General features: G+C 51.4%; 19 protein-coding genes. 12 read left to right on the plus strand and 7 right to left on the minus strand.

From position 1 onward, the window contains the following. The first annotated feature begins 882 nt into the window (after positions 1-882). From DSM25558_RS21660 to DSM25558_RS21675, 4 genes are all read left to right on the plus strand, one after another. Entirely contained in the window at positions 883-2,730 is a 1,848-nt protein-coding gene (locus DSM25558_RS21660; RefSeq protein ID WP_077106753.1) for an AAA family ATPase, read from the plus strand. After that, on the plus strand, positions 2,711-3,613 hold the full coding sequence (locus tag DSM25558_RS21665; protein ID WP_077106754.1) for a sensor histidine kinase: 903 nt from the start codon (positions 2,711-2,713) through the stop codon (positions 3,611-3,613). The genes DSM25558_RS21660 and DSM25558_RS21665 overlap by 20 nt, the downstream gene beginning before the upstream one ends. After that, the gene (locus tag DSM25558_RS21670; RefSeq protein WP_077106755.1) at positions 3,613-5,034 is read left to right on the plus strand and encodes a response regulator; all 1,422 of its coding nucleotides are present in this window, start codon (positions 3,613-3,615) and stop codon (positions 5,032-5,034) included. Before DSM25558_RS21665 ends, DSM25558_RS21670 begins: the two co-directional genes overlap by 1 nt. Positions 5,035-5,519: 485 nt before the next feature. Next, positions 5,520-6,383, plus strand: coding sequence for a hypothetical protein (locus tag DSM25558_RS21675; RefSeq protein ID WP_143240199.1), 864 nt, complete (start codon positions 5,520-5,522; stop codon positions 6,381-6,383). 346 nt (positions 6,384-6,729) lie between these two features. On the opposite strand, the gene DSM25558_RS21680 is transcribed toward DSM25558_RS21675, so the two are convergent. From DSM25558_RS21680 to DSM25558_RS21705, 6 genes are all read right to left on the minus strand, one after another. Then, positions 6,730-8,946: a helix-hairpin-helix domain-containing protein gene (locus tag DSM25558_RS21680; protein ID WP_077106757.1), complete on the minus strand. Its 2,217-nt coding sequence runs from the start codon at positions 8,944-8,946 to the stop codon at positions 6,730-6,732. Then, on the minus strand, positions 8,943-9,713 hold the full coding sequence (locus tag DSM25558_RS21685) for a PP2C family serine/threonine-protein phosphatase (RefSeq protein ID WP_077106758.1): 771 nt from the start codon (positions 9,711-9,713) through the stop codon (positions 8,943-8,945). The genes DSM25558_RS21680 and DSM25558_RS21685 overlap by 4 nt, the downstream gene beginning before the upstream one ends. Further along, positions 9,710-10,387 carry a vWA domain-containing protein gene (locus tag DSM25558_RS21690; protein ID WP_077106759.1) on the minus strand — a complete coding sequence of 226 codons (678 nt, stop codon included), beginning with the start codon at positions 10,385-10,387 and terminating at the stop codon, positions 9,710-9,712. The genes DSM25558_RS21685 and DSM25558_RS21690 overlap by 4 nt, the downstream gene beginning before the upstream one ends. Before the next feature lie 198 nt (positions 10,388-10,585). Beyond that, positions 10,586-12,088: a hypothetical protein gene (locus DSM25558_RS21695; protein WP_143240200.1), complete on the minus strand. Its 1,503-nt coding sequence runs from the start codon at positions 12,086-12,088 to the stop codon at positions 10,586-10,588. 11 nt (positions 12,089-12,099) lie between these two features. Beyond that, on the minus strand, positions 12,100-13,842 hold the full coding sequence (locus DSM25558_RS21700) for an ATP-binding protein (protein WP_077106761.1): 1,743 nt from the start codon (positions 13,840-13,842) through the stop codon (positions 12,100-12,102). 10 nt (positions 13,843-13,852) lie between these two features. Beyond that, complete coding sequence (locus tag DSM25558_RS21705; protein ID WP_077106762.1) at positions 13,853-14,875, minus strand: SIR2 family protein; 1,023 nt, start codon at positions 14,873-14,875, stop codon at positions 13,853-13,855. Positions 14,876-15,047: 172 nt separating this feature from the next. Between DSM25558_RS21705 and DSM25558_RS21710 the strand changes: the two genes are divergently transcribed. From DSM25558_RS21710 to DSM25558_RS21740, 7 genes are all read left to right on the plus strand, one after another. Beyond that, positions 15,048-15,632, plus strand: coding sequence for a hypothetical protein (locus tag DSM25558_RS21710; protein ID WP_077106763.1), 585 nt, complete (start codon positions 15,048-15,050; stop codon positions 15,630-15,632). A gap of 199 nt (positions 15,633-15,831) precedes the next feature. After that, positions 15,832-16,677, plus strand: coding sequence for a hypothetical protein (locus DSM25558_RS21715; RefSeq protein WP_077106764.1), 846 nt, complete (start codon positions 15,832-15,834; stop codon positions 16,675-16,677). A 232-nt stretch (positions 16,678-16,909) separates the two neighbouring features. Next, complete coding sequence (locus DSM25558_RS21720; RefSeq protein ID WP_077106765.1) at positions 16,910-17,836, plus strand: DUF4238 domain-containing protein; 927 nt, start codon at positions 16,910-16,912, stop codon at positions 17,834-17,836. Between the two features lie 91 nt (positions 17,837-17,927). Then, entirely contained in the window at positions 17,928-18,191 is a 264-nt protein-coding gene (locus DSM25558_RS21725) for a hypothetical protein (protein WP_077106766.1), read from the plus strand. A gap of 32 nt (positions 18,192-18,223) precedes the next feature. Next, on the plus strand, positions 18,224-18,448 hold the full coding sequence (locus DSM25558_RS21730) for a hypothetical protein (RefSeq protein WP_077106767.1): 225 nt from the start codon (positions 18,224-18,226) through the stop codon (positions 18,446-18,448). 199 nt (positions 18,449-18,647) lie between these two features. Further along, positions 18,648-18,956 carry a hypothetical protein gene (locus tag DSM25558_RS21735; RefSeq protein ID WP_143240202.1) on the plus strand — a complete coding sequence of 103 codons (309 nt, stop codon included), beginning with the start codon at positions 18,648-18,650 and terminating at the stop codon, positions 18,954-18,956. A 15-nt stretch (positions 18,957-18,971) separates the two neighbouring features. After that, the gene (locus DSM25558_RS21740; RefSeq protein WP_077106769.1) at positions 18,972-19,529 is read left to right on the plus strand and encodes a hypothetical protein; all 558 of its coding nucleotides are present in this window, start codon (positions 18,972-18,974) and stop codon (positions 19,527-19,529) included. Between the two features lie 217 nt (positions 19,530-19,746). Here the strand turns inward: DSM25558_RS21740 and DSM25558_RS21745 are convergent, their stop codons facing one another. Further along, positions 19,747-21,735 carry an AAA family ATPase gene (locus DSM25558_RS21745; protein WP_077106770.1) on the minus strand — a complete coding sequence of 663 codons (1,989 nt, stop codon included), beginning with the start codon at positions 21,733-21,735 and terminating at the stop codon, positions 19,747-19,749. Positions 21,736-22,207: 472 nt separating this feature from the next. Here DSM25558_RS21745 and DSM25558_RS21755 point away from each other — a divergent pair, with 472 nt between their 5' ends. Beyond that, complete coding sequence (locus tag DSM25558_RS21755) at positions 22,208-22,756, plus strand: helix-turn-helix domain-containing protein (protein WP_077106772.1); 549 nt, start codon at positions 22,208-22,210, stop codon at positions 22,754-22,756. The last annotated feature ends 62 nt before the right edge of the window (positions 22,757-22,818 follow it).

A 22,818-nucleotide genomic window follows, 5' to 3' on the forward strand; every position in this document is an offset into this window, starting at 1 on the left:
GTATTGTTCATTTGTGTGGGCATAGAAAGGACCCGCCTAAAATTTGGGAAATGCTTTACCCACAGTGGGTTTCACTTATCTCCAGAACGTTCAGGACGGCACTAGTTTGATGATGCGGGACAATATGCTGTTTGACAAGATGTGCTCGGTCATCTCGTAGGCGGCTTTTATACTCGACGGCGTGATCGCAGTATCCCTAAATCGGAAATCGACGCGTTGGACTATCGTCGGGTGGACCGAAACCGGAGTGGAGGTTCGAAAATCTGTCCAATCGGATCGCTTGGGCGCGTATGATCCCACGATCTAGATGGTGTTCATCCTGGACAGGCTATCGCAGTGGATGAATGCGCCAATCGCCTGATTATTTTTTTTGCCGGAATACACGCACCGCATTCATGGACTGATGCGCTTCGATGACCAATCCACGCTGCCAAACACGAAGGTTTTGGTACCGGCCAATCGCTGTCGAGCTTGCTCATGCAACGCGGCTTCTCTCCACCACCAGCCAGGGCGAGTTGAACTATAACAAAGTTTGGGAGATCGCCATTGTTCTTCCAAGTGGGTGCGACGCGAGCCAGAATGTTCTCAAGAAGCGGGTTGAGCCCCATTTGTCTTCGATATTCAAGGCTATCCGGCGCAGCTGTTCCACAATACGGTCCCATGTCCCGCACATCATCGAGCAGGCAGCCCTTGTCGATTGTTGGTCGCTTCACACAAAGGCCGTTGCTAATGGCTGGTGATGCCGAGATAAGGTTGTAACAGAGTCTTTGGGACTTCTATGATAATCAGTACGAATACAAATGGGTTTGCGTGACCCGAACAGGCTGTAGCTCACTGAACGGGACGCTCACGCAATCGAGATTATGGGAAGGCACAATATCTGTGTGGATCGAAAGTTTGCGGATCGATGGAGGGGTCCTCGATGGATTTAACCAGAAGTTTAGCCCCGGATTGAACGTGATTATCGGCGGTCGAGGAACAGGGAAGAGTTCCGTGATTGAATTGTTGCGGTACTGTGTGGGTGCGAGACCTTATATTGAGACGTCAAAGCGATCCGCGTACGAACATGCAGTTGGCGTCCTTCGCGACGGGCGCGTAGAAGCGACAATTATTGATGGTGGTGACCGTATTACGGTTTCCCGCACAGCGCTTGAAGATGCCAACTCAAATGTTCCATCGTACTATGCTCCATTTGTCTTCTCTCAGTCGGAGATCGAAGCTATCGGGTTGCAGAGCGCATCTCGCTTGAGACTAATTGATGACTTCCTCCCGGCAGAGCCGAGTTCAAGAAGTAAGCAAGCGATAGTAGCGCGAATAAAATCCATAACAGCCGAAATTCGGTCTCTCATGACTGACGCTGAAGATATCGAGGAGCGACTGGCTGACCTTCCGACGCTCAGGCTTCAGCTCGAAACCGCCATAACAGAACGAAGAATGACCGCTGCGACTACCGAAATCGGGCAATATCGAGAGCAGCTTGAAATTCTCAGCCCACAGCTGACCGCCGCCAACGTTGAAAATGAATTCCTCTCGGTTGTAACCGAGAGATTTCAAAACTGGTTTTCACAGTTAGAACGGCTTGTCGAAATACGCCCTGGGTATGAGACGTTACCGGAAAAACTCGCACTCGACGCCGAATTAGGCGATTTGAGAAAGAAACAGCGGTCCGCCTACCAGCAAATGGAAGCCGCACAGGACAAACTCCGCGAGGTCGCCGATCTTTTGGATCAGCGCACTGCAGCTTCCCGAGAACGCTTAAGTGCAATTGAAAATATTGGTCGTGTATACCGCTTGAAAATTGAAGAGCAGCAGGTGGGAGCCAGTTCGATTGATCGTCAGATCGCTCATTTGACTCAACAGATATCTGTGCTTGAGACGCTCAAAGCGACATTGGATGACCGAAAAGTCAAAGTAGCAAGCCTGTCTACGCTTCGTGCATCGCTGCTAATGGAAATTGACGCAATTAGGCAGGAGGTGACCAACAACCGGCAGCTTATCGTTGACAGGCTCAACATGCATGTCTCGCCTTCCATCCGGCTTACTTTGGAACCGTTTGCTCAACAGCGTGGCTATCTATCAATTCTTGCGGGGGCGCTAAGGGGAAGCGGACTGAGATATAACGACCTCTCCGAGCGCATAGTGTCCTTATTTAGTCCTTTGGAGTTGGCGTACTTGGCTGAAACCGGCGATGTGGCAGCTCTCGGGGCTGCATTGAAAATTTCAGATGAGAGAGCTTACCGAGTCTTCAGCGCATTGAAGACCGATGAAGCGTTGGGACTGTTTACGGTCGACGTCGAGGACGATATGTGTATCGAGTTGCTGGACGGCAAAGATTACAAGCCCATCGGATCGCTCTCTACCGGCCAGCGCTGCACCGCTGTTTTGCCGATCATACTGGCTCATGATGAGCGACCAATTATCTTAGATCAGCCAGAAGATCACCTCGACAACGCGTTTGTGGTCAAAACTCTCGTCCGTTCACTAGCGACTCGTGACGCTAGGGCTCAAACCATTGTTGCCACACATAACCCAAACATTCCGGTGTTGGGTGATGCTGATCGAGTAATTCATATGGATTCCACCGGATATAACTGTTTCGTACGCAATGCAGACAGCTTATTTTCAGCGAGTGTCATTGATGCGATTTCAACCATAATGGAGGGCGGTAAAGAAGCGTTTGCGCGTCGAGCCTCATTCTATCGAGCACCCAATGACAACATCTTCAATTGAAGTCGCCCTAGATCAAATCCTGTCGCTGTCGTACAGCGAACGTCTCACGGCAGCACGGTTTTTGGCACTGCACGCAAGGCCGAAAGATATTGATGTCATCCGGCAGGCGAGAGCGCGAGAAAATATTGGCTGGATACGAAAAGCGCTCGATGATGCAATTGTTCGGCTCAAGCCTGATATACCAATCAGCGATCCAGATGCTGAAGCTCAGCCAATTCCCAATGAAATTTTGGACGGTCTCAACGCAAAGGCGCTTGAGACATCGACGGCGCTGTTAATTCATGAGCTGGAGCCTCTGATTGGCAGATTGAAACTAGTTGCATCCGATGAACTAGCCAACTTCGATGATTCTCAAACTGCAAAAGCGATTGTTCGTATAGACAATTTTCTTGCCGCTTTAACACGTCTAAGGAAGGCGGCAAGTGCACCAAAACTAGATGAGTTTGCGTTGGATACGTTGATCCAAGAGGTCGTTGCTGAGAACGATCATCGCCCCGATATCGCTTTTCAGCTGTCTGGCCCAGCGCATTGTATAGTTGTAGGCGACCGAAGTTTGATTGAAATGTGCGTCTCAAACGGCGTCAGGAACGCCGTCGAGGCAACCGAGGCTCTGGTAAATGGAAAAGTGAACCCAGTCTTGTTGAGCTGGTCTAGTACCGACACTTATAATTGGGTGTCGATTGTCGATGTGGGCATCGGCTTCACCGGTAATCCCGTTCACGCGATGGAGATTGGAAAAACGACTAAGGCCGGGCACTTCGGTATGGGTTTAGCTATCGCGCAAAAAAGCATCGCGTCGATGTCGGGCGCTCTTCATCTTATATCGAACACTCGCGGCGTCCGTTTTGAAATTCAATGGCCTAAAGAAATGGGCGGTATCTGATGCGCGTTTTGCTGGTCGAAGACAATATCGGGGTTGCAGAGGACCTTGAAAGAGCACTTACGCGTCATGGTGACTGCGAGGTGATCTGGGCCAAGAGCAGGAACTCCGCAAGACGTCATTTAGTCGACAATTCCTTCGATCTCTTAATTTTGGACCGGAACATCCCAACCGACGACGATGCGTTGGATGGCGATGCCGCACACGGATGGGCGATTTTTCAGGAAGTCTGCCAAAACTGCTCCGGACTTCCTGTTTGGTTCCTGACAGCAACAGAGGATGCGGATTTCGCCGCGAATGTGGCAAATGACTATGCCCGTCAGGGCGATATCCATGGAATCAGAGAACAGCAAGCGGTCGTACGAGTTATATGGAAGAAAAATCTGAATGACGTGGTCGCGAACGCAAGAACTTTCATCGACCAAGTCCGGCAGCTTGAAACTATTTCAATCTTAAATGCGAGCGGCGTAAATCTCACCTCTTACGAAGAAAAGAATTTACGCATCTTCGGCAGACGACATCTTGCGACGTCATTAGAGATTATTGGTTTGAGTGGAGGGCTTTCAGGGGCGCGAGTATTAAAAGTATCTGTCAAAAACTCCGCCGGGGCGGTTAGATTAACGTCAGTGGCCAAAATCGGAAAATCAGCAGCCGTCGAAGACGAAGTGATGCGATACAATGCAAATGTCGTTCGCTTGCACCCCGACGGTTTTCCTCAACTATCGGCCTTGGTTGATGTCGGATCAGGTAAAATCTATGGCGTCTATTATGGACTTGTGTCCGAGAACGTCCAAAGTACGCTCTCAATATTGAAGGCAAACCCTTCTTCGGCAGGTTACATCCCGGCAGAACTTCGCCGGATTTCGGCATCTTGGGAACGAGAAACCCGCCAAGAGACCGTCACCGTTGGGGAAATTCGCCGAAGACTGCTACCGGACACGAAACGTGACCAGGTCATCCAGCAACTGCAAGGTATCGATCTCACCTCTGTCGAAGCGGTTCGCGTAACAGCGAATCGCTCGACGCAACATAACGATCTTCATGGTGAGAACGCTCTGATTTATGATGACCGAAAAGTTATGGTCATAGATTTCAATGATGTGGGCGAATCTTTTGCGGGGCTGGATGCTGTCACGCTTTCGCTGAGCACAATTTTCCACAGAGATAGTGCTAATTTGCGTAGCGGTTGGATGAATCCTTCTAAAATTGAAAACTGGACTGATCTTGCGTCATATATTGACGGCTGCGCTTTCGCGGACTTTATTGCGGAGTGCAGAAGGTGGGCCAATGACGTGGCAGGGTCACCTAAAACCACGTCGGCCTTAGCATATGCCTATGCCTTGAGACAGTTGAAGTATAGCGACACCGACAAGGATTTGGCTAGGGCACTTCTGCGTGCCACGATCAAAGACATTCTAAATTGATCCTCGTACGCAGTTGGACATACCCCGCCTGTCTGAAGTACCATGCAATCACCGGGTATATATCGCGCTGCTCATCTGATTTGCATTCTACGCTGCCGAGTCAGCCGCTCCATGTCGAAGAATCTCCGCGATTTTCAAGGGCCTCCGAACTGCTTCCACCGCACTGGCGTTCGAGAATGACCCGAACGTGACCGACAGGGAATTTTCTCGCAACCCGAATAGGTCCTACGTAGTAGCGCCCTTCCACGTTAAAGGTAATTCGCGAAATCCAGAACCGTAGCGAATTGTGCCCGATGTCCTATTAATGAGAAAGAATGACTGTACTGCACCAGACGTGCAGCATAATCGCGAACTGGTGCGCAGCAGCCCTCATCACGCGTGCTAGAAACGCTAAAGTGTTTTCTTTACTGGTTGAGACTTTCCGGATTGCCAAGCCGTAATATAGTTTATCACTTTCTGCAGTTCCCCAACAAAAGATGCGTTTTATGCCTATTCAACTTCACGAACGACTTTCCGAGTTTTCTTACGGGTACGGGGTCACACGAGAATTCGAGAGATCACTCGCTGCCCAAGGTCTGTCCGCAGTGCCGTTTCTCCCGAGTCTCCTCCATGAAGCCCAGCTCGGTTTTGACGTCGGTTTTAACAGGGTGGGTGTGCCGCTTATGATTCAATTTAAGCTGGGACAGGCGATGCGACGATTTTCGCCTGGCCCCCGGCCGTTGTTGAACCAGCCGTTTTGGCGTTTCAAAATCGATACTTCGGAGCCAGACGGGCAGTTCGAACTGCTTCTGAAAGCGGAACGAGACGGGGCCGATGTGTTCTACGTTGCGCCCAAATTCCATGACTGGGAAATCTATCTGCGAGCGTTCGAGACAGGAAGCATTGTCAGGCAATCTGTAATAGTTAGGCCTTCGACCATCCGAGAGACGATGGACGTAAACCGCGTTGCTGATGGGAAACACACCGTCGTTTATGACGTTACGAGGAGCTACTTGTGTTCAGACCCTCTCAGACTTCAGCCTCTCAATCCTTTCACGGTTGCCGCAACTGTCCGGAGTCAGCTAACCGAGCGCCAGGAAACACTGGTTGAGAATTTGGACCGGGTCTACGATGGATTTTTCAACCGTACAGAAATTCGGCGGAAAAACGATAGCTCTGCTCCGGTTGGAAAAAGCGACAGACTAGTGTTCGACATTCCGTCAGACGTTGATGGGCAGGGACTTTTTAGAGGCCAACGCGTCGAGCGGCTCATCGGAGGCGGATATACGAGAGAACAGGCCGTGGGATTAGCGGTCGCGGCGGAAGCATGGTCGGTCGGAGCGCAGACGATATTTGTCACCGAGAAATGACTTGGATTGAGGGGCGTTCCGTGTGCAGGCGGGCAAGAAGACACACATACACGAAAAAGTTAGAGGGCTCAAAACCTCGCCCTCGAAAACACCGGCTGTCGCTCTCCAAGCTCGGTCAGAATTTCATCGAGGCATGTTATGCTTACTGAGGAGTTGCTCAAGGTCAAATTGCAAATTGGATAAGCTTGAGCGCTGCTCAGCTCGCAACCTCTGAGCATCTGTCCAAATCCTATCAAACTCTCGCCAAGCGTCATCTTCCATATTTTTTCCTGTCAGCATGGTAGCCTTCCAAAGAGGAAAGCTTCTTTACTGCTCAACTGCCGTTCGTGGGTTGCGCTTTTGGACCTCAAATATTTCGGGTGCCACGACACGTAGGGAAGCGGGAGCATCCCCAGAAAGCCTTTCCTGTCCGAGCGCCGCGCCGTGCGGTCCGATATCGCATACGAGAACCGCAGATCGGGCAACTCGGCGTGCCGGATGTTGCTGCCGGTTGCGCTGGCGGCGTCGCAGTGGGACGATGGACGCCACTCGCCGTAGGTGACCATGTAGGCGAGGCTTGGTAAGTCGATGCCTTGGTGACATGCGGCGGTACGGATTTGATGCCGGGAACCGGCAGCTTGAGATACACAAGATCGGCTTCGGCCTGACCGACCTCTTCTACAAATTGCTGCAGCTGAGCATCGCTTCCTCCAGAATAGTTTTGCACTGCAGCTATATGCTTTCGAAAGTCGTCGACGAGCTTGTTAAGGCTGTCGGAGCATCCTTGCTGCCTAGAAACGATGTTGTTCTTCTTCAACTGAATGGCGTGCCGATCAGCATCTGAGTATTGAGCCTGAAACTGGAACTTCTGTTCGACCGTTTTCACCCATGCCATGATTCGCGAGGCCTTGACTGGCCCGATGCCGTAAGCGTCTTGGACGTCACGCGTCTTTGCATCGTATGCGGTCGTAAAGCCGTACGAAGAAAGTGAAGCGAGGTCGCCCGCCGTCAACTTCGCGCTGCGGGCTCCCCTTATCATATGGGCCGACAGGTGAGCGTCGAGTTGCTCTTTATGACGGATCGATCCGTAATCCTTTTCGACATCCTTGAAGTCAGCGACTAATCGCTCATACTCAGAGAGCTTCCTTTCGATCTCATCTTTTGCCCCATATGCCTGGGATACGGGAGCATTTGACTGCAGGAATTGGATTCGGGACCGAACTTTCTCAGCTGCGATGTTGTATCTGTTCGTTGCATCAAAAGAGCCTTTGTTCCCAGACTGGGTCAAGATGAACGATATAACGCCACCAATGATACCCAGAATAGGAAGGGCGAAGAAGGCGATTAGCGACAACGCAATGCCGATTTTTCCAACATTGCTCCATGTCAACGTCGAAGTTAGGGAGGAACGTGATTTCTGGGCCTCCGTGGACGGCGGGTATGTTCCTCTGGCTTTTGGAACCACTAGTACGATTTGAGACGGTATCTGGTTCGATGCCAAGATTGACCGAACCGCGCCGACGTCGAAGCTGAATCCGACTGCATCGTTCATCAAACCTTTCGGGATGTGAACGGAGGTGGCGTCCCTAACGACGAACATTGGAATCCCAAATGCCTGCTCCATCCTGCACCATGGGCAATTCGCTGCGAATCGAGAGTAATGATGGGCTTTGTTGCTGGGGCACGGCCTCAGGGATGTTTCAAGTTCTTCGAGCGCCTCGATCCATTGATCAGCCGTTGGACGGCTGATAACGCCGCTTTGTGAAAAAGCCCGTTCAAAGTTCACGCCAATTTTCGGGCTCAGATCGTGTAGAGCGACACTAGCCGGTGGCGCATCCATCTTAGTGTCGCGCGAGGAGTATGCGAATCGGAATTCCTTGATCGCCTGCTCGACAGTGATGTCCCCTTTGCCTTTGTACCGGCCTGCGAATGGGTGTCGATCCATGCAAAGAAGCTGGAATATCGCAACAGCAAGGCCAAACGCATCATGATTTGCCGTCCGGACGATTGTTTTCAGAGATTGCCCCTGAAGCTCTGGCGGTGTGTAATCCGGAACTCCGACGACGCATAAAAATTGTTGCCCCCTCTGGGTGACCTGAAAAGAGTCCGTATCGATGAGCGCAACTGTGGCTTTGTCTGAAACTAAGATACTGCGCTGATTGATGTCGCCGATAACGCAACCTGAAGCGTGGACCTGCCCGAAAGATCGCGCCACGTTCATCGCCGTCCTAACTAAAAACCGATAGTCGGCAGACGGGAAGTGCCGCAGGCGAGAGGATGGAGTTTGAAGCTCGTGGATTTCTTTGTGATCCGGGACTAGCCGCATCAAGAAACCAACGAAGGTCCCCGACTTGTTAACGACAATGTTGGTCGGAAATGCTACCGATGCTATCGAGGCGTGAAGGTTCGCATCCACCATCGCTCTGATTTTAGCTTCTCGGGACGCGACGATGTTTGGTAGATACGCCTTAAAAGCGATGCCTGGCTTATTGGTTACGGTGAAGACTTCACCTTCGCCGCCTTTCCCAATGCGCTTCCCAACGTTTAGCTCACTACCACCGGCAAAAAGCTTATCAAGGCTCATTTTCTGACCGCGATGATGAGTGTCTTGTCGTCGTCGGTATGTTCAGCGAACTTGTCGCTGTCCAGGTATGCGGCCAAGCGCTCCGAGAGCTGGTGGTTCCTCCCAACCAAGTCGCTGTTTATGAAGGGACGGGCCATCGGGGTGAAAAAGTTGACATACGGCTGGCCGGAGACAGCATCTAAGACCTGATTTTCGATCCCGTCAGAAAACAGGAATAGTGCATCGATGCTTTCTTTTACTGTTGATGTCCGGAGCTTTGGCTCGCCGGGATCAGTCAGAAAATATGTCGTCGAAGCGTACTCGCCATTCTCTGACGCACTAAGTAGTTGCCATTCTTGATTTTGAACATGCCGCCCAACAATCGCACCATCGCCGATATGTGCGGTAAACGTCTCCGATCCGTTGGTAACAGCCAAGACCATAGTGGCTGCAAAGTCTCGCGGCGTCAGCATTCGTCTTGTCGCCGCCATGGCGATTCTATCCCTTGCCTCGTCAACCCAGTCCCATACCCTGTTCTGTGTCGGAAGCGCTAATTCAGCAGATGCGAAGTATTCACGGAGGTTTTCAGCCATTGTCCGGCAAACGAGCGAGGCACCTTCGCCTCCATGAGATGCAGAACCGGCACCATCGGAGACTACAGCGCAAAAGACGGTCGTTCCCGTAGATTTTCGGGTTTCAAAACAACGCTTGGCGTCCTGAATGCGCGTGTCGCGCCTTACGTGAGAAACCCCGCGTACAGACGCTGCGCCGAATACCCATCGGCTCATCCTGCAACCGCCCAACCATCCGGTGCAGTGGGATTGCTTAGCGGAACTTGGTCACCGGGGTTTGAGCGAGAAACCGCGCCCAAGGAATTCGAAAGCCACGCAAAAAACTCCTTAAACTGAAGGCCTCGGAGCTTGAGCGGCTGTCGGACTGCGATTTTACCCAAGGTATCGAGGTTCGCGCCTTCAACCCCTATGGCGTAGAACATGAAGTTCTTCGCGTCCTCTCCCTTGCGTACCTCGTCCGCCGCGCGTTGCCAGCTATCAGTGGGAGCGCCATCTGTGATTAGGAAGACCCACGGCCGATAGAAGTTGATCCCATTCTCGCGATAGCGGTCTTTTCGCTCGCGGAGCATCCGAAGACCGGTTTCGATAGCTTCGCCCATGGGCGTATTGCCTTGAGATGTTAGCGTAGGCGGATAGAAGTTTTCTGCGCCCATGAAATCCATTTCGATTTGGACCGGGCCGAACGTCACCATTGCCAGCTCGACGCGCTTCGCCGCCAAGCTGTCGCTCTGGATTTCCTCTTGCAAGGTACGAAGCCCTTCGTTCAACTCATCAATGGGTCGACCGCTCATGGAGCCAGAAACGTCCAATATCAGGACGCACGGACATCTCGGTTGTGGGTTTGACTTAAGATCGGCATCTGCAAACGGCTGTTGATCGTAATCTGACATAGAGGCTCCTCTAGCTCTTCAAAGATTTATACAACCAGTATTCTACCAAACAACTTATTATTTTCGCGCCCGGCATTTAGATGTACGCGCGTGGATGACGCGTTGCTTTGATCCCTCCCGAGATTATCAGGTTCCAGAGCAACTTGGCCACCTTGATGCGATCAAGGAGCTAGTAGACTGGTCCCTGTAGCGACCGAGCTACTGGCCACGAAGTGCGGCATTGAAATCTTGTAAATCTAAAGCTTCCTCAAGTTCCGCAATCGAGTTAGCATATGTAAGATAGTGCGAAAGAACGAGTTCATAATGCGAAGCATCTGGGTCAGGATAGGCAAACAGCTCGCGAACAACCGGGCTACCTAGCGTGACTCGGCGGGTTTCGCTGATCTCGTCATTGATAACAGGGCGGCTGACGAAACAGCAGAGTAACAGCTTTTGGAATGCTATGGTGACCCTGTAAATCGCCGACCCAAATGGGGCGGGATACACTTTGTCTTGTCCAAACTCTAATTTTAGGGAGTGTTCATGAAGACCGGAGGCGAATGCGACCAGGTCTTCTGAGGCTTTGCTGAAATCATTCAAAGAAAGAGGTGGGATTGTTGTGGGAGCGACAAGTAATGCTCGTCGTAGGGCGCTAATTCCATTCGAGAGAACAGCTACGTCGTTACTTGAATTCGGAGGGTCAATTTTTATTTTACTGGTACTTATCACCTTACCTTGGGTGGTTATTTCAAGATCGATCTCTCCAATTTCGCTCCACTTGGTAACTCGCTCATATGAGTACCAATTGATAAGTGGATATGGAATTTCTGGGTCGGAGATCGTCATCCTGAAAATTGCGCCCGCATCTGGATTCCTGATGACTTCGAGAGGTGGTGCGGAGAACCTTAGGTAAGGTTCAGAGGAGCCGGGGTGCCTGTATCCGTAGACATCCCCTGAGACAGAATGTGATGGTTCATTGGAGAGGCCTCTCAGACGAAATGAACATTGTCCAATTGGCGTGGGTGAAATAGTTACTGAGCCTGATTTTGAATCCACAACAGGTTGGGGGTCTGCCAATCCAAACCTCGTCTTAGTGAAAGAAAAATCGGCTTTTGCCCCGGTACTTATTCCCAAAAACACGTTTGCCCAGCTGTCTTGATCAGTATCGTGAAGAGATATGATTCCCTTCCCATATCCATCTTTGTAGCCCGCCGCGTTAACAGCCTCGGCCTTTGCCAACTCGTAGTTCGGCCCGACCAGTTCTATCTCTGCCAACATCCATTCTGCTGGATTTTTTTTCAGCTCGGTTTTCCTGCCAAAATTTACGCTTACTTTGGTCGAGTGAAGAGGCTTACCGTTTACAGAAGCCTCCCGAATAGCTTCAAGCCACTTGTTCAGCACCGGTCCCCATACATGAATGCCCCGAAGACTTCGATCTTTCATGACCTTGATGAGAAACCAGGGGGCTCGTGAAACACAGGCCTCTTGCACGTTCGAAAGCTTGATTTTATCCCCTGTATTCCCCGAAGCTGTCGACTTAACTTGGACGAAAGCATATTTCCGAGGCGGACGGTCCTCGGCCGACCCGTCGAATGAATCGGTGTCGAATTCGACAAACAAATCCCATCCGGAACGATCTTCTTCGGGTGCAGTCGCTATTGTCCCACTGAAGTACATGCATTCAGTTTTGACGAGATTTTCAGCTGCCTTGTGCTTTGTCACAACCTTTTAGCCTATCTTTGAAAACTTTGGCGACGCCAAGATTCCACCGACTCGACCGTGTCAGATTTCGGCTCCTGGTCGTTCCACCGACTCCAGAAATCGATAGTCTGGCTGTTCGGGCGCTGCCGGGGCTCGGCAATTCTCACTCTTGTTGGAAGTAGGCTCGCGTCGCCTACCACTAAGGCTTCGCCAAGATCGAGGATAGGAAGCAGATCACCAAAACTCCCAAGGCTATCTGGCAGCAGTCGACGGATCACGCTTTGGTCATCGCCATTTGTTAGTCGCATCGCAATTACGTTGTTGCATTGGCTCAACACTGTGCGGTTAACCTCAGCTGGCCGTTGACTGATCACCACAAGTCCGACGCCATACTTTCGGCCTTCCTTTGCGATCCGCTCGAAAATCTGAACTGAAATCGCGTCGGAGCTATCTGAATCTGCCCGTTCTGGAATGTAGAGATGAGCCTCGTCACAGAAAAGCGCGATGGGGTGTCTGTTTGAGTGGTTTGTCCATTGGCTGGTGGTGAATACTAGACGAGCCAAAAGGCTGACCATGAGGGGTAGGACGTCGGATGGCACTTCGGAGAAGTCTATGATTTTTATACCGCCGCACTTGTCCTGCTGCGATCCTCGTCCGCCGATCAAGCAGTGTGTAATCTCCGCGAGCCACTCAAGTTTCATGCATTCGGCAGGAGCCTGAAAGATGAAGCCCAGTCTGCGGTCATTCTTCTTGGCTTCGAGACGAGCAATCATACGGCTGAGCTTGTCGAAGTATGGTCCTTGTTTTTCGCCTCTCGTTCCCTGCACCATTTCTTCGTTGAGATTTGTCAATTCTTTGATGACGGACTCGATGTCGAAGGGAACAGGACTATCAATCGTAAAATTGTCCAATATGGCCTGAGCTTTTGCCTGCTCCAGTGTTTTAACCTTTGCTGACGTAATGCACCGGCTCATCATCATGGCTTGATTTGGTGCATTCTGATCGCTGCGGTCGACAAACAAAGAAACCAGCGCTTCGTACCCAAGCAGCCAGTAAGGCAAGTGGAGCACACCACTAGCAAGCCCCGAACCTTTTTCGATATCTCCTGGACCCGCTATCCGAATGTGCCGAAACTCTTTGCCTTCCAGAGGTTTATATTCACCGTGAATGTCAAAAAGGATGACGTTCGCTTGTGGCAGATGTGCAATTTGATCAAGCAGCCGCGCAGTAGTCCATGACTTCCCCGAACCGGTGCTACCTACAATGACCGCGTGACGCTGGAACAGCTTATTGCCATTTAAGAATGCCTCGGCTTCGTCGTCGAGAGTAAATTTACCAAGCGAAAGACGTGGGCCATCCTCGGTCACATTCGAGATTACCTGCATAAACTTGGTAAGCCGCTCGCCCTCCAGTGAAAAACAGTTCGCTTCAATCTCGGGAACAGTTTCCAGGGTCCGGCGGAATACGTTGTGGCTCAGACCCAACCGGTCGTGGTGCGTTCCGATCAAGGTTATGCGGACCAGATTGTTTTCAGGCAGGAGCACTTCGGCTGGTTCGTTGATGACGGCCAGCTTCGTCTCATCGGCTTTTCTGGTGATGCGGGTCACGATTCCAATCAGGTATTGGCCAGCGCGGCTGCTCTGCAAAACCATAAGGCGGTTCACCTGAACCCGCCGCAAGCGATCCATGGCATCCACGCGAATGACGACAGTCGCGGTATCGACCGAGATAACCGCACCAAGGGCCTCGTCGTCGCTGTAGTTGAAAATACTCATGACAGCCCCCTTACGTCACTAGCTTGAGAAATCCATTGACCGACCACCAGTCGACATTTGGTATTTCGATGCCTTGTGGATTGACTTGACAGTAAGCTTTGGAACCTCCCTCACAGTGCTCAATTCCTAAAAAATTAGGACCGGCCTTTTCCAGCAGAAAAGATTTTGCTTCGTCTGTAAGGGTTTTGGAAATGACCACCACCGGCAGTGTCTTCAGCCTACAACGCTCCAAAATTTTCGGCTGGATATGACTGTCGCGGAACCCGAAGCCAATACAAAGATAGGCGTCGGCGTGTTCGAGAGCGCGGTCAGCTCCTTGAATGGCGGAACGGAAAGGCTCATCATGAGTACGTTCGTACTTGTTGAAGCCTGGCGTTACGATCAACGGCGTTAAGCCAGTATCCGGCAGTTCAAACACTGGAGCTGCTAAGGTCGAAGTGTCATCCCTTTCGAACCAATCCAGAGAACCGTGAACCTTCCAGATTCTCACCGACCGTAGCATTCTTCCATTCTGCATAAAAGTAATAGGTTCGCTGCCCTCTCGCCGCTGTATGTAGCCGGGAGTAAAGCCGACGCTATGCAGAGAAGCGCCGGAGTTGCAAGCATACTCAACGACACGATCATAGTTGGTCGTGACAATATCGATAGATTTCTGACTGCTTCCGAACAAGGCGTTAACGAGCCTGGCTAGCGGAAACTCCTCTTGAGATCGAAGTGCTTTCAAAAACAGGATACGGTCCGCATCATTTATACAGTTCCACGTATGCTTTACGATGCTCTGTGTGAGAGATGCGGGAAGAGCTTTTCCGGTTAGCGCTTGTTCAAGGTGCTCGCCAGCAGCAAATGCTTCCGTAACAGACTTCCAACCCGTCTCCTCTTCAGCCCCGTCTGGAACAACCCTTTCCAGAAGGTAGTGTTTCAGATCATTCATACTCGGCAGCCCGTGCGGCGCAGATGCGCCGCTTCCCAAGACTACTACTGGATTACTAGCGAAACCAGCTTGAGCCAGCTTTGCGACATGTTCTTCGGGCAAGGAGCGACTCAGGCTGGAGGGTGTTATGTTAGTCTAATCGTTAGGATTGCAAGCGCAAGGTTGTTCTTGGGTTTACTCGGGAATGGCAATGTATTCTTCAGAAATAATTGTTGGCGCTACGGTGTAATGAGCCGCGAACTTGGGTTTAATCGAAATTGAGTGGGGCACAGCCATGGAAATTACCAAGGCAGACCAAATACGAGCGCTTGCGGCGGACGGCTTGGAAGTCGCTGAGATCGCCCGGCGTCTCGGAATAAGATACCAGCATGCGTATAACGTCCTGACTGGAGGAAACCGGCCCGCTTCGCTCTCTGACGTTGTTGTCCCTGTGCATGTTGCTTCGAAACCTTTCAAGTCGCCATTGCCCGTAGACACCTTGATCGCCGGAGGGTTCACGCTTGCAAGCCGGTGGGTTTTGTCCGCTGACGGCGATCTTGTCCTTGATATGCCAGTGCCAAAGGCCGTCGGGGTGTATTCTTTCGTGAAAGACGGCTTTGCAATCTATGTTGGCGTGGCGACCGTCGGAATACACAAGCGGCTTTATACGTATGGCAAGCCAGGCGGGTCACAGCGGACAAACATTCGCCTGAACGGTTTCCTTAAAGAAGAGCTGAGCCAGTCCAGATCGATTGATATTTACGTCGCAACGCCGCCTGACTTGGAATGGAATGGCCTGCCGGTCCATGGTGCTGCTGGGTTGGAGCTTGGATTAATCAGCAAATACATGCTGCCGTGGAATATGCGGAGTGCACGCTAGCAGATGGTCACCCAGACTGATGCGATCAAAGCTTCGGATCGAGACATGGCGGGAGGCTTCCATCGTGAAACCACCGGCATTCGAAAAACGGAGGTGACTTGTGACGAGCGTTCAATTCACTAACGGAGGCTTGCAGTCATTCCGTGCATTCTATTGAAGTTGTCTGCTATATTCGGCCGGGGATAAAAGCGGGGCGACTATGAAACTGACGACTAGGATCAGGCGATATTTCATGTGGCGGGTGTGTGACATTTCCCTTCGCAATATTGCGCCGAACGTATTCACGACATCGCGGCCTAAGAGCCTGCAGAACAATTTCTATAGCCTCTACTTTATCGACCGCGACGGGATTACACGGTTCCTTGCAAGTGAAATGCGGCCTGAAGGGGTGTCGGGGAAATGGTCGACCAGCGCGGCAAATTTTCACGCCAATGCTGAATGCTCGGTGCCTTACGAAGCGTTCGATCATTTCGTTGTAGATATCCATTATCACTATCGCGGGTGGACCTTCTACACTCGTGGCGTCCCGATGTTCGCACTGCAATATGTGATCAGTTATCCGTTTCTGAGGATTTACACTGAGCGCATGATTCAGGCTCTATTCAATCTGCGCCCGCTTGCCCGTCGCGACCGAATGAAAGTCCTTTCGTATATTCTTAGGCAGACGATCAAAGACCCTAAATTTCATGCACACTCCACCAGCGTTTTGACGCATTTTTATTCGGCGCGGTGGGTCCTCCGAAAAGACCATCTTGAGCTAATGACCTATTACGGTTTGTTGCTCGACTCACTGAAACATACTGGCGATCTCGCGGCGGGCGATCACGGCGGATATTTGATGAAGCCGCAAGCATTAAACACAATCGCTGCTTTCCAGCGCGAAGAACGCCGTCATCGCGACAACTACAAAATCCAGCGAGGTATTTTTGGCTTAACGGTCGTCCTGACGCTTGTTGGCATAGCTCAAGCGGTGACTGGCGGCTATCAAATGTGGGCAACCTACAACAAGCCGCCCGCGATCTCTGATCGCAGTAAGGGTCAATGACACGCATCGGAGCCAGCATAGCGCCGAACATGAGCCCAAGATGGATGACTTTCCATGGGCCAGTCGACAGTTCCTGCTGGTCTGCTCTGCTTTATTGAACGGCGGTAGAGACGATGAGGCTGAACATGCACCTACAGCGTTCGCAGAGGCTGCAAATGATGCGTTTTTTTTGTTCTGCCCAATAAAATATCGACCTGTTTTGAAGAGGCGGCTTCACTGCTATTGAGGAACGATGAAGTCAGACAACCCGCCGATAAAACATCATTACATTCCGGCCTTCTATTTGAGCCGTTGGGCAGATTCGGGCAAGGTGCTTGAGTACGCCAAGGTGTATGGCGGAAAGGTCGTTTCCAAAGGAAAGGCGCCAGAGGCTACAGGCTTTCAAGAACGCCTGTATGAAATGAAAGGGCACGACCCAGACACAGCCCAGCAATTCGAGGAAAAGTATTTTAAGCCGGTGGACACGATGGCGGCGGATGCGCTTGAACTGCTCTACAGGCATGGCCACGCTGCGCCCTGGACTGCTAAAAGCAGAACGGCATGGACAAGGTTCATGTTGTCGCTTCTGCTCCGCTGTCCCGAAGACATACAGGCATTTCGGGACTGGTGGCATGAAGATTTTGGCCGCACTACCGCCAAGGTCGAAAGCGATTATCAATCAAAGCGAAAGCCGAACGATCCAGGGACATTCTCCAAATATCTGGTCGGGCAGCCTATGGCAGTAAAAGAGGCGTATATGTTCAAGACCTTGAACACGCTGCTTGAGCATGACAGCGTAGGAACGCTCATCAACGAAATGCAATGGCGGATTTTGGAAACATCTGCCTCGGCCCCGCTGCTCCTGACGTCTGATCGTCCCGTTATCCGCACCGCAAGCCTTAGAGGCGAGCGCGGCCATATCGCCTTACCGATTGGCCCCAGACTGCTTTTCATAGCCTCGCATGACACCCGCTTTTTGGATGAGCTACTGCGAGCCGATCAAACAACGCTGGTGAAGGAAATAAATCTGCAGGTCGTTGAGGGCGCGGTGAGGTTCGTCTTTTCGAAAGACGGAAGTCAGACCCGCTTTATCGTGAACCGGTTCGGCAACTCCCCGCAAACGCGGCTTATGGAACAGATCATCTGTCGTCGGCGGGCTTCTGACAATGCTGATTGTTAGCATTGGCCGACTATGCAAAACCTCGTTGTGTGCTTACCTACGTAACGCAATCAAACAGGGGTTAAAAAGAAACTGCTTGAGGCCTATTACATTGATAAAGACCGCCATTGATGAAGCGGCAAATGATATGAAAGATGGCGCGTCGCTGTTGACTGTGGGTGCTGCGGGCCTTGTGTCTCAAGGCGACAAAGGAATAAGCGGCGCACTCGATGAAACCTGGTCATCGACGGTCGGTCCTGTCGAACTGCGCGTAAATCACGCTTGGCACGACACGTCCAAAAGCATCGCGGTTCGTTCTGATCGAACACGAGTAAGACTTGGTTTGGTCAAAGATGGCAAGCAGATTGATAGCTAGACAAACGGCTATCAATTATAGGAGGTGGGCTTATGAAACTGCATGATTTAGTCGCACTGGCGGTAGACGGGGTGATTTCCCCCGAAGACGCAGCCGAACTCAATCGCGATCTGGCAAGCAAAACGCTATCCGATATCGCTCCTGAAGAAAGGCAAAACGTGCTGGATTACCTCCTATCGGCAATGCGCCATGATTCTGTTGATCATGATCTTCGCGGCAAAATTGACGCGCTGATTATCGAACTTCAAGGGCGATGACGGCGTGATTTCCAAAGCATCTACACGCCGTTTTCTAAGTCATTATCAGTAAGGCGCTCGGAAATAGGGCCAAGACGCAATCATATGGGTTTGGGACGTTAGAGCGAATACTTCCGTAAGCAAATGATCGCCCGCTGGTTGCAAGGACATTGAATCGCGCCTACATCGAGACGATCTGTTGGTAAAAATTGGGGGGAATATGAAGATATTTGAAGCGATTGAAACGATCAAGGCGGCGATAGACAATTCGTCTGAACAAAAAAGCGATGGCCCTTGGGCAAATGCCGTAGAGGCTGCGGGCCTAGTTGCCCAAAACAAACCGTCTGATGTTTCGCGCACTGATGAGGATTATGTGAGGGCTTTCGGCACGGTAGAGCTGCGCGTAAATCACACATGCCGCGACACTTCTAAGACGTTTCAAATGCGTCCTGACGTAACGGTAATTAAGCTTGAACTCGTCCAAAACGGCAAGGTGATCGATAGCTACGCCAACGGGTATCAAAGCTAAGGACGAAGGGGTGCCATGCGAATTACTCTGGACACCAACCTCTCTGACCGCGAGACTTATCTTATCGGCTCTATAGTCTCGCAATGGGGATTTTTAGAAGCCGATATTTTCGAGCAAACGCTCGTTGCGATGAGTGGTAATGTGGAGCCTTTTCCACCGGCGATGAACAACACGAATTTCGGCCTCGTCTTACCCCTATGGGTTAAATGGGTTGTCGAGCCGAGAGACGATGAAAGGCGATCCGTTCTTATGGCGCAATATGCGAGCATAATTGCGCTAAACGAATTTCGGCAAGCCCTTGTTCATTCTCGATGGGAATGGACCCCTGACAAGCGAGATAAAATTGTCGCTGTCAGGGCTAAAAAAAAGGAACTTATCAGGACGATTTTCACCGTCGATGATCTAATCGACATGGCCTCAAGGATTGGGGAGATTCGTTATCTAATCCGATTTCCAAGCTCACAAGATCGTGCTGACGAGGTGGCAGATGACCGTACTCGCGTCAGTCGCAAGGGCTGGGAAATGATACTTGGGCCATCTTCTTCTGCTGATCCGAATGGCGGAACTTTGTAAACGGCTAGTCTGCTCGCGCACAGACTACGGTAAAATCTAATAGCCTCGTTTTGTAGCGGCGTCATTTTGGCGTTGAGCCGACCAGGTGCGCCTACGGCGAACCAGAAAGGAGTGAGCGGCTCTTTCGTGCAATAGTTTACGAGCAACAATTATATCGCGTCTGCATCGGCTCACATCCGAGGCCGAGTATGGATGGCGCTTGCGATCTACGCCATCATTAAACATAGACGTCACCAAATTCAGGCTCAGTCGCCGCATCAGGCCAAAGACTTTCCAGCAAATCACCCTCAAGCCGTCTTTTCTCCACCAGCGTGGTCGCGAAGACGGCGAGTGTGCTGAGTAGTCCGTCGAGCATCCCCCGGGCGCGATTAAGTTCTGTTTCCAGGATTTGGTTGACCTCGTCGGCCAGACGCTGATCCTTCCAAAGTTCCATAGGGTTGTGGATGTCGATGGAATTTTCGAGGAAATACGGTGCAGAGCCGAACCCCCGCTTTGTCACCATTTCAATGGCCAACATAGTCGCTGTCGCGAAATCACTGTCTTTACCGCCAGAGGCGAGTGTAGATGGCGTCTTGTACCACAGTTCCTCGGCGGCAGCACCTGCCAGATTGAAAGCGACAAGCTTCATCATATCCCATTTTGTGGTGATCGGACGGCTATGAAACTTCGTGACAGTAATGCCGTGGGCATCGATTTCCGATGCGAATGTGTTGACATTATCAAACACTTCGACCCGCTGGATATCGCCGAGGTTGAAAGCATGTCCCACGAGCGCATGCCCAGCTTCATGCACAGCAATCTTAAACAGCTGTTCAAACGTCAATGGCTGTGGGGTTTCGATAACTCGGCTAAGATCACCGATCACCACTGATCTGCCCGCCTTGCGAGCGCTCCGCCGAGCGTCGCGGCACAAGCGCTCAAGGTCCGCGCCGCTCTTTCCTGGTAGGCGGTCTGCGATTTTCTTTAGTGCTGGCTCACTCGCGAGTGTTGGCAGGTGAAACGCGAGGATGCCCGCCCGCGCATTTGCGTCCGGCAAAGGAAATTCGACATGCTTTTCCAACCGACCACTCCTCAATATTCCAGCATCGATCATCTGCGGGTAGTTGCAGGCACCCACCACGATCACTCCCTCTCGGCTTTCGATACCGTCAAGGCACTCCAAGAGCGCGTTGACGACGGTCGTAGAGTAAGTCTGATGTCGCGAGGGGAAATTTGATCTGTCACCTATTGCATCAATCTCATCGATAAACAGCAAGGCGGGCGCATTTTCCTTGGCAGCATCAAAAGCGGTGAACATTGCCTTCAGCATGTCGCCCAAATCGCCGTCTTTGAAGCTTTGCCACTTTGCTACCGATGTCGCCTCAAGATGTATTCCGCATTCTGCTGCGAGTGCCGCCGCGAACCTCGTTTTTCCTGTTCCCGGCGGTCCATACAACAAGCATCCTTTGTCAATCTCCGACCAAGGCAATCGCCCATCTTGCCAATCTCGAAGCTCTTTCTTTAATTCCTGCGCCCAAACGCCCGCCTCACCAAAACCTTGTGAGAGGTTCAAGTGCTCGGCTGGCTTGGTCGCGTCCTGATCGCGCTCTTTAATAAGTCTGTCAGCTGCGCGAGAAGCCGGTTGTCTGCGTCGGAAGATCGCTTCCATCCGTTCCGCTGGTTGTCGCAAAATCACCTCGACCTGATCATTTGAAAGTGCACCACAGCCTCGCAGCTTACTGAGCGCAGAGACGTGCCGGGCCGTCGCTAAGTCAAGTCGATCTGTGATCGTGGCCGCCAGTTCCAGGTCCTCATGAACGGCAGAGCCGTCTCGGGCGAATACGATCAGCTTGTCCGAAGCAAGCAATTGAGCTGCATCAATTTCCCATCCTCTTTTATGTTTGGTTGTTGGATGAATGCAGATGTTAATTCGCTTATCATCCCCAAAGACCAATTTTGCAGCGGTTTCAACTTTCTCGGGATGCCATTGTGAAGGAACCAAAACTAATGCAACGCATGACGGTCGGGCAATTTCCGCAAGGTTGCGTCGAACGAACTGAACCAGTGCACAGTAAGCTAGAAAGTCCTGCGGAGATTTGTTTGCGATTGCCGTATTGTTTCGCTTCAAGTTGAAAAAGCTTCCCGTTCGGACAAGCTTCAGGCCATGCGAGGCGTTTTGAAGTTTGGCGATGTAGCGATCAAGATTTTCGGTAAGTGCCTTGTCCATCTCAGTTACCCTCACACACTGTTAGAGAAGACCCTGGTCGAAATGGTACCAGCGGCTGAGCGTCCTGCCCAACTGCCGCTTCCGATCCAAGTAAAAGAGTTCGCTAGTTGCTCCTGGGCCGTCTTTGATAGTGGGGTGCCCAATCATTTCTCCGACAAGGCAAGGCGCGGCTCGGTGCGTCAGCATGCAGTTACGGATAATGACTGCCTCGTTGGGACCGGCGTACCCGCCTGGGGATGCAAGAGTCTCAAGATCAGCGAGCAGCGACTGAAGTCGAGGTATGATCACGCTCGCTGGAGTTCCAAGCCATTTATCCATTGGATAAGTCCTTTGATTCGGTTTCGGTAAAAGTCTTCGACAATCAAAAAAGCTGATTCGTGACTCAAAATCGAAGGAAAATGACGCAAAAAGTATGAATATGACGCATGGAGAATAATGTTGACATTTTTCCTTAGGCGGATTTTTTCAGCTCATGAACCATGTCATTCCTTTGCTGCGAGCTGCGCGTTTTTTGCTTGGGTCGAGCCAAGCAGAAATCGGAGCAGCGCTTGCAATCAAGGCGAAAACGATCCAGCTAATTGAGGGCGGCAAGTACAAACTTTTGCCGCGCGAAGTCTGGATTCTGCATGGACATTACCAGGAGACAGGGATCGAGTTCACTCAGCCGAGCAATGGGTGTGGGCACGGAGTGCGTTGGCGCAAGGCCGGGATCGTACTCGAAGGAAAAGACCCCGATCATTTTGGCGGAGGACTAATCAGAGCTGCGCGTGGCCTTGCTGATATCAGTCAAAGAGAGTTGGCAATGGTGGCTGCCGTCGATCCAAGCTTTGTCGCACGTTTGGAAAAAAACCGTTATGGGGCTGTCAATCAAGACGCCCTTGCTAAACTTGTATCAGGACTTCTCACCTACAACGTCGAAATGATGTCCGGTACAACTACCCATGGCGCTGGCGTTCGTTGGGTTATTGATCCGAAACATCCTGTTGTTAGCGAGCCTGCGAGTGATCACAACGAAAGTTAAACTCGACCAAGTTCTCGGATTTCTCGTTTCATTGTTGGATCGAAAGCTTTACGGGCCTATCA

Origin of the sequence: Agrobacterium sp. DSM 25558 (assembly GCF_900100825.1) — a bacterium.
Lineage (GTDB): Bacteria > Pseudomonadota > Alphaproteobacteria > Rhizobiales > Rhizobiaceae > Agrobacterium.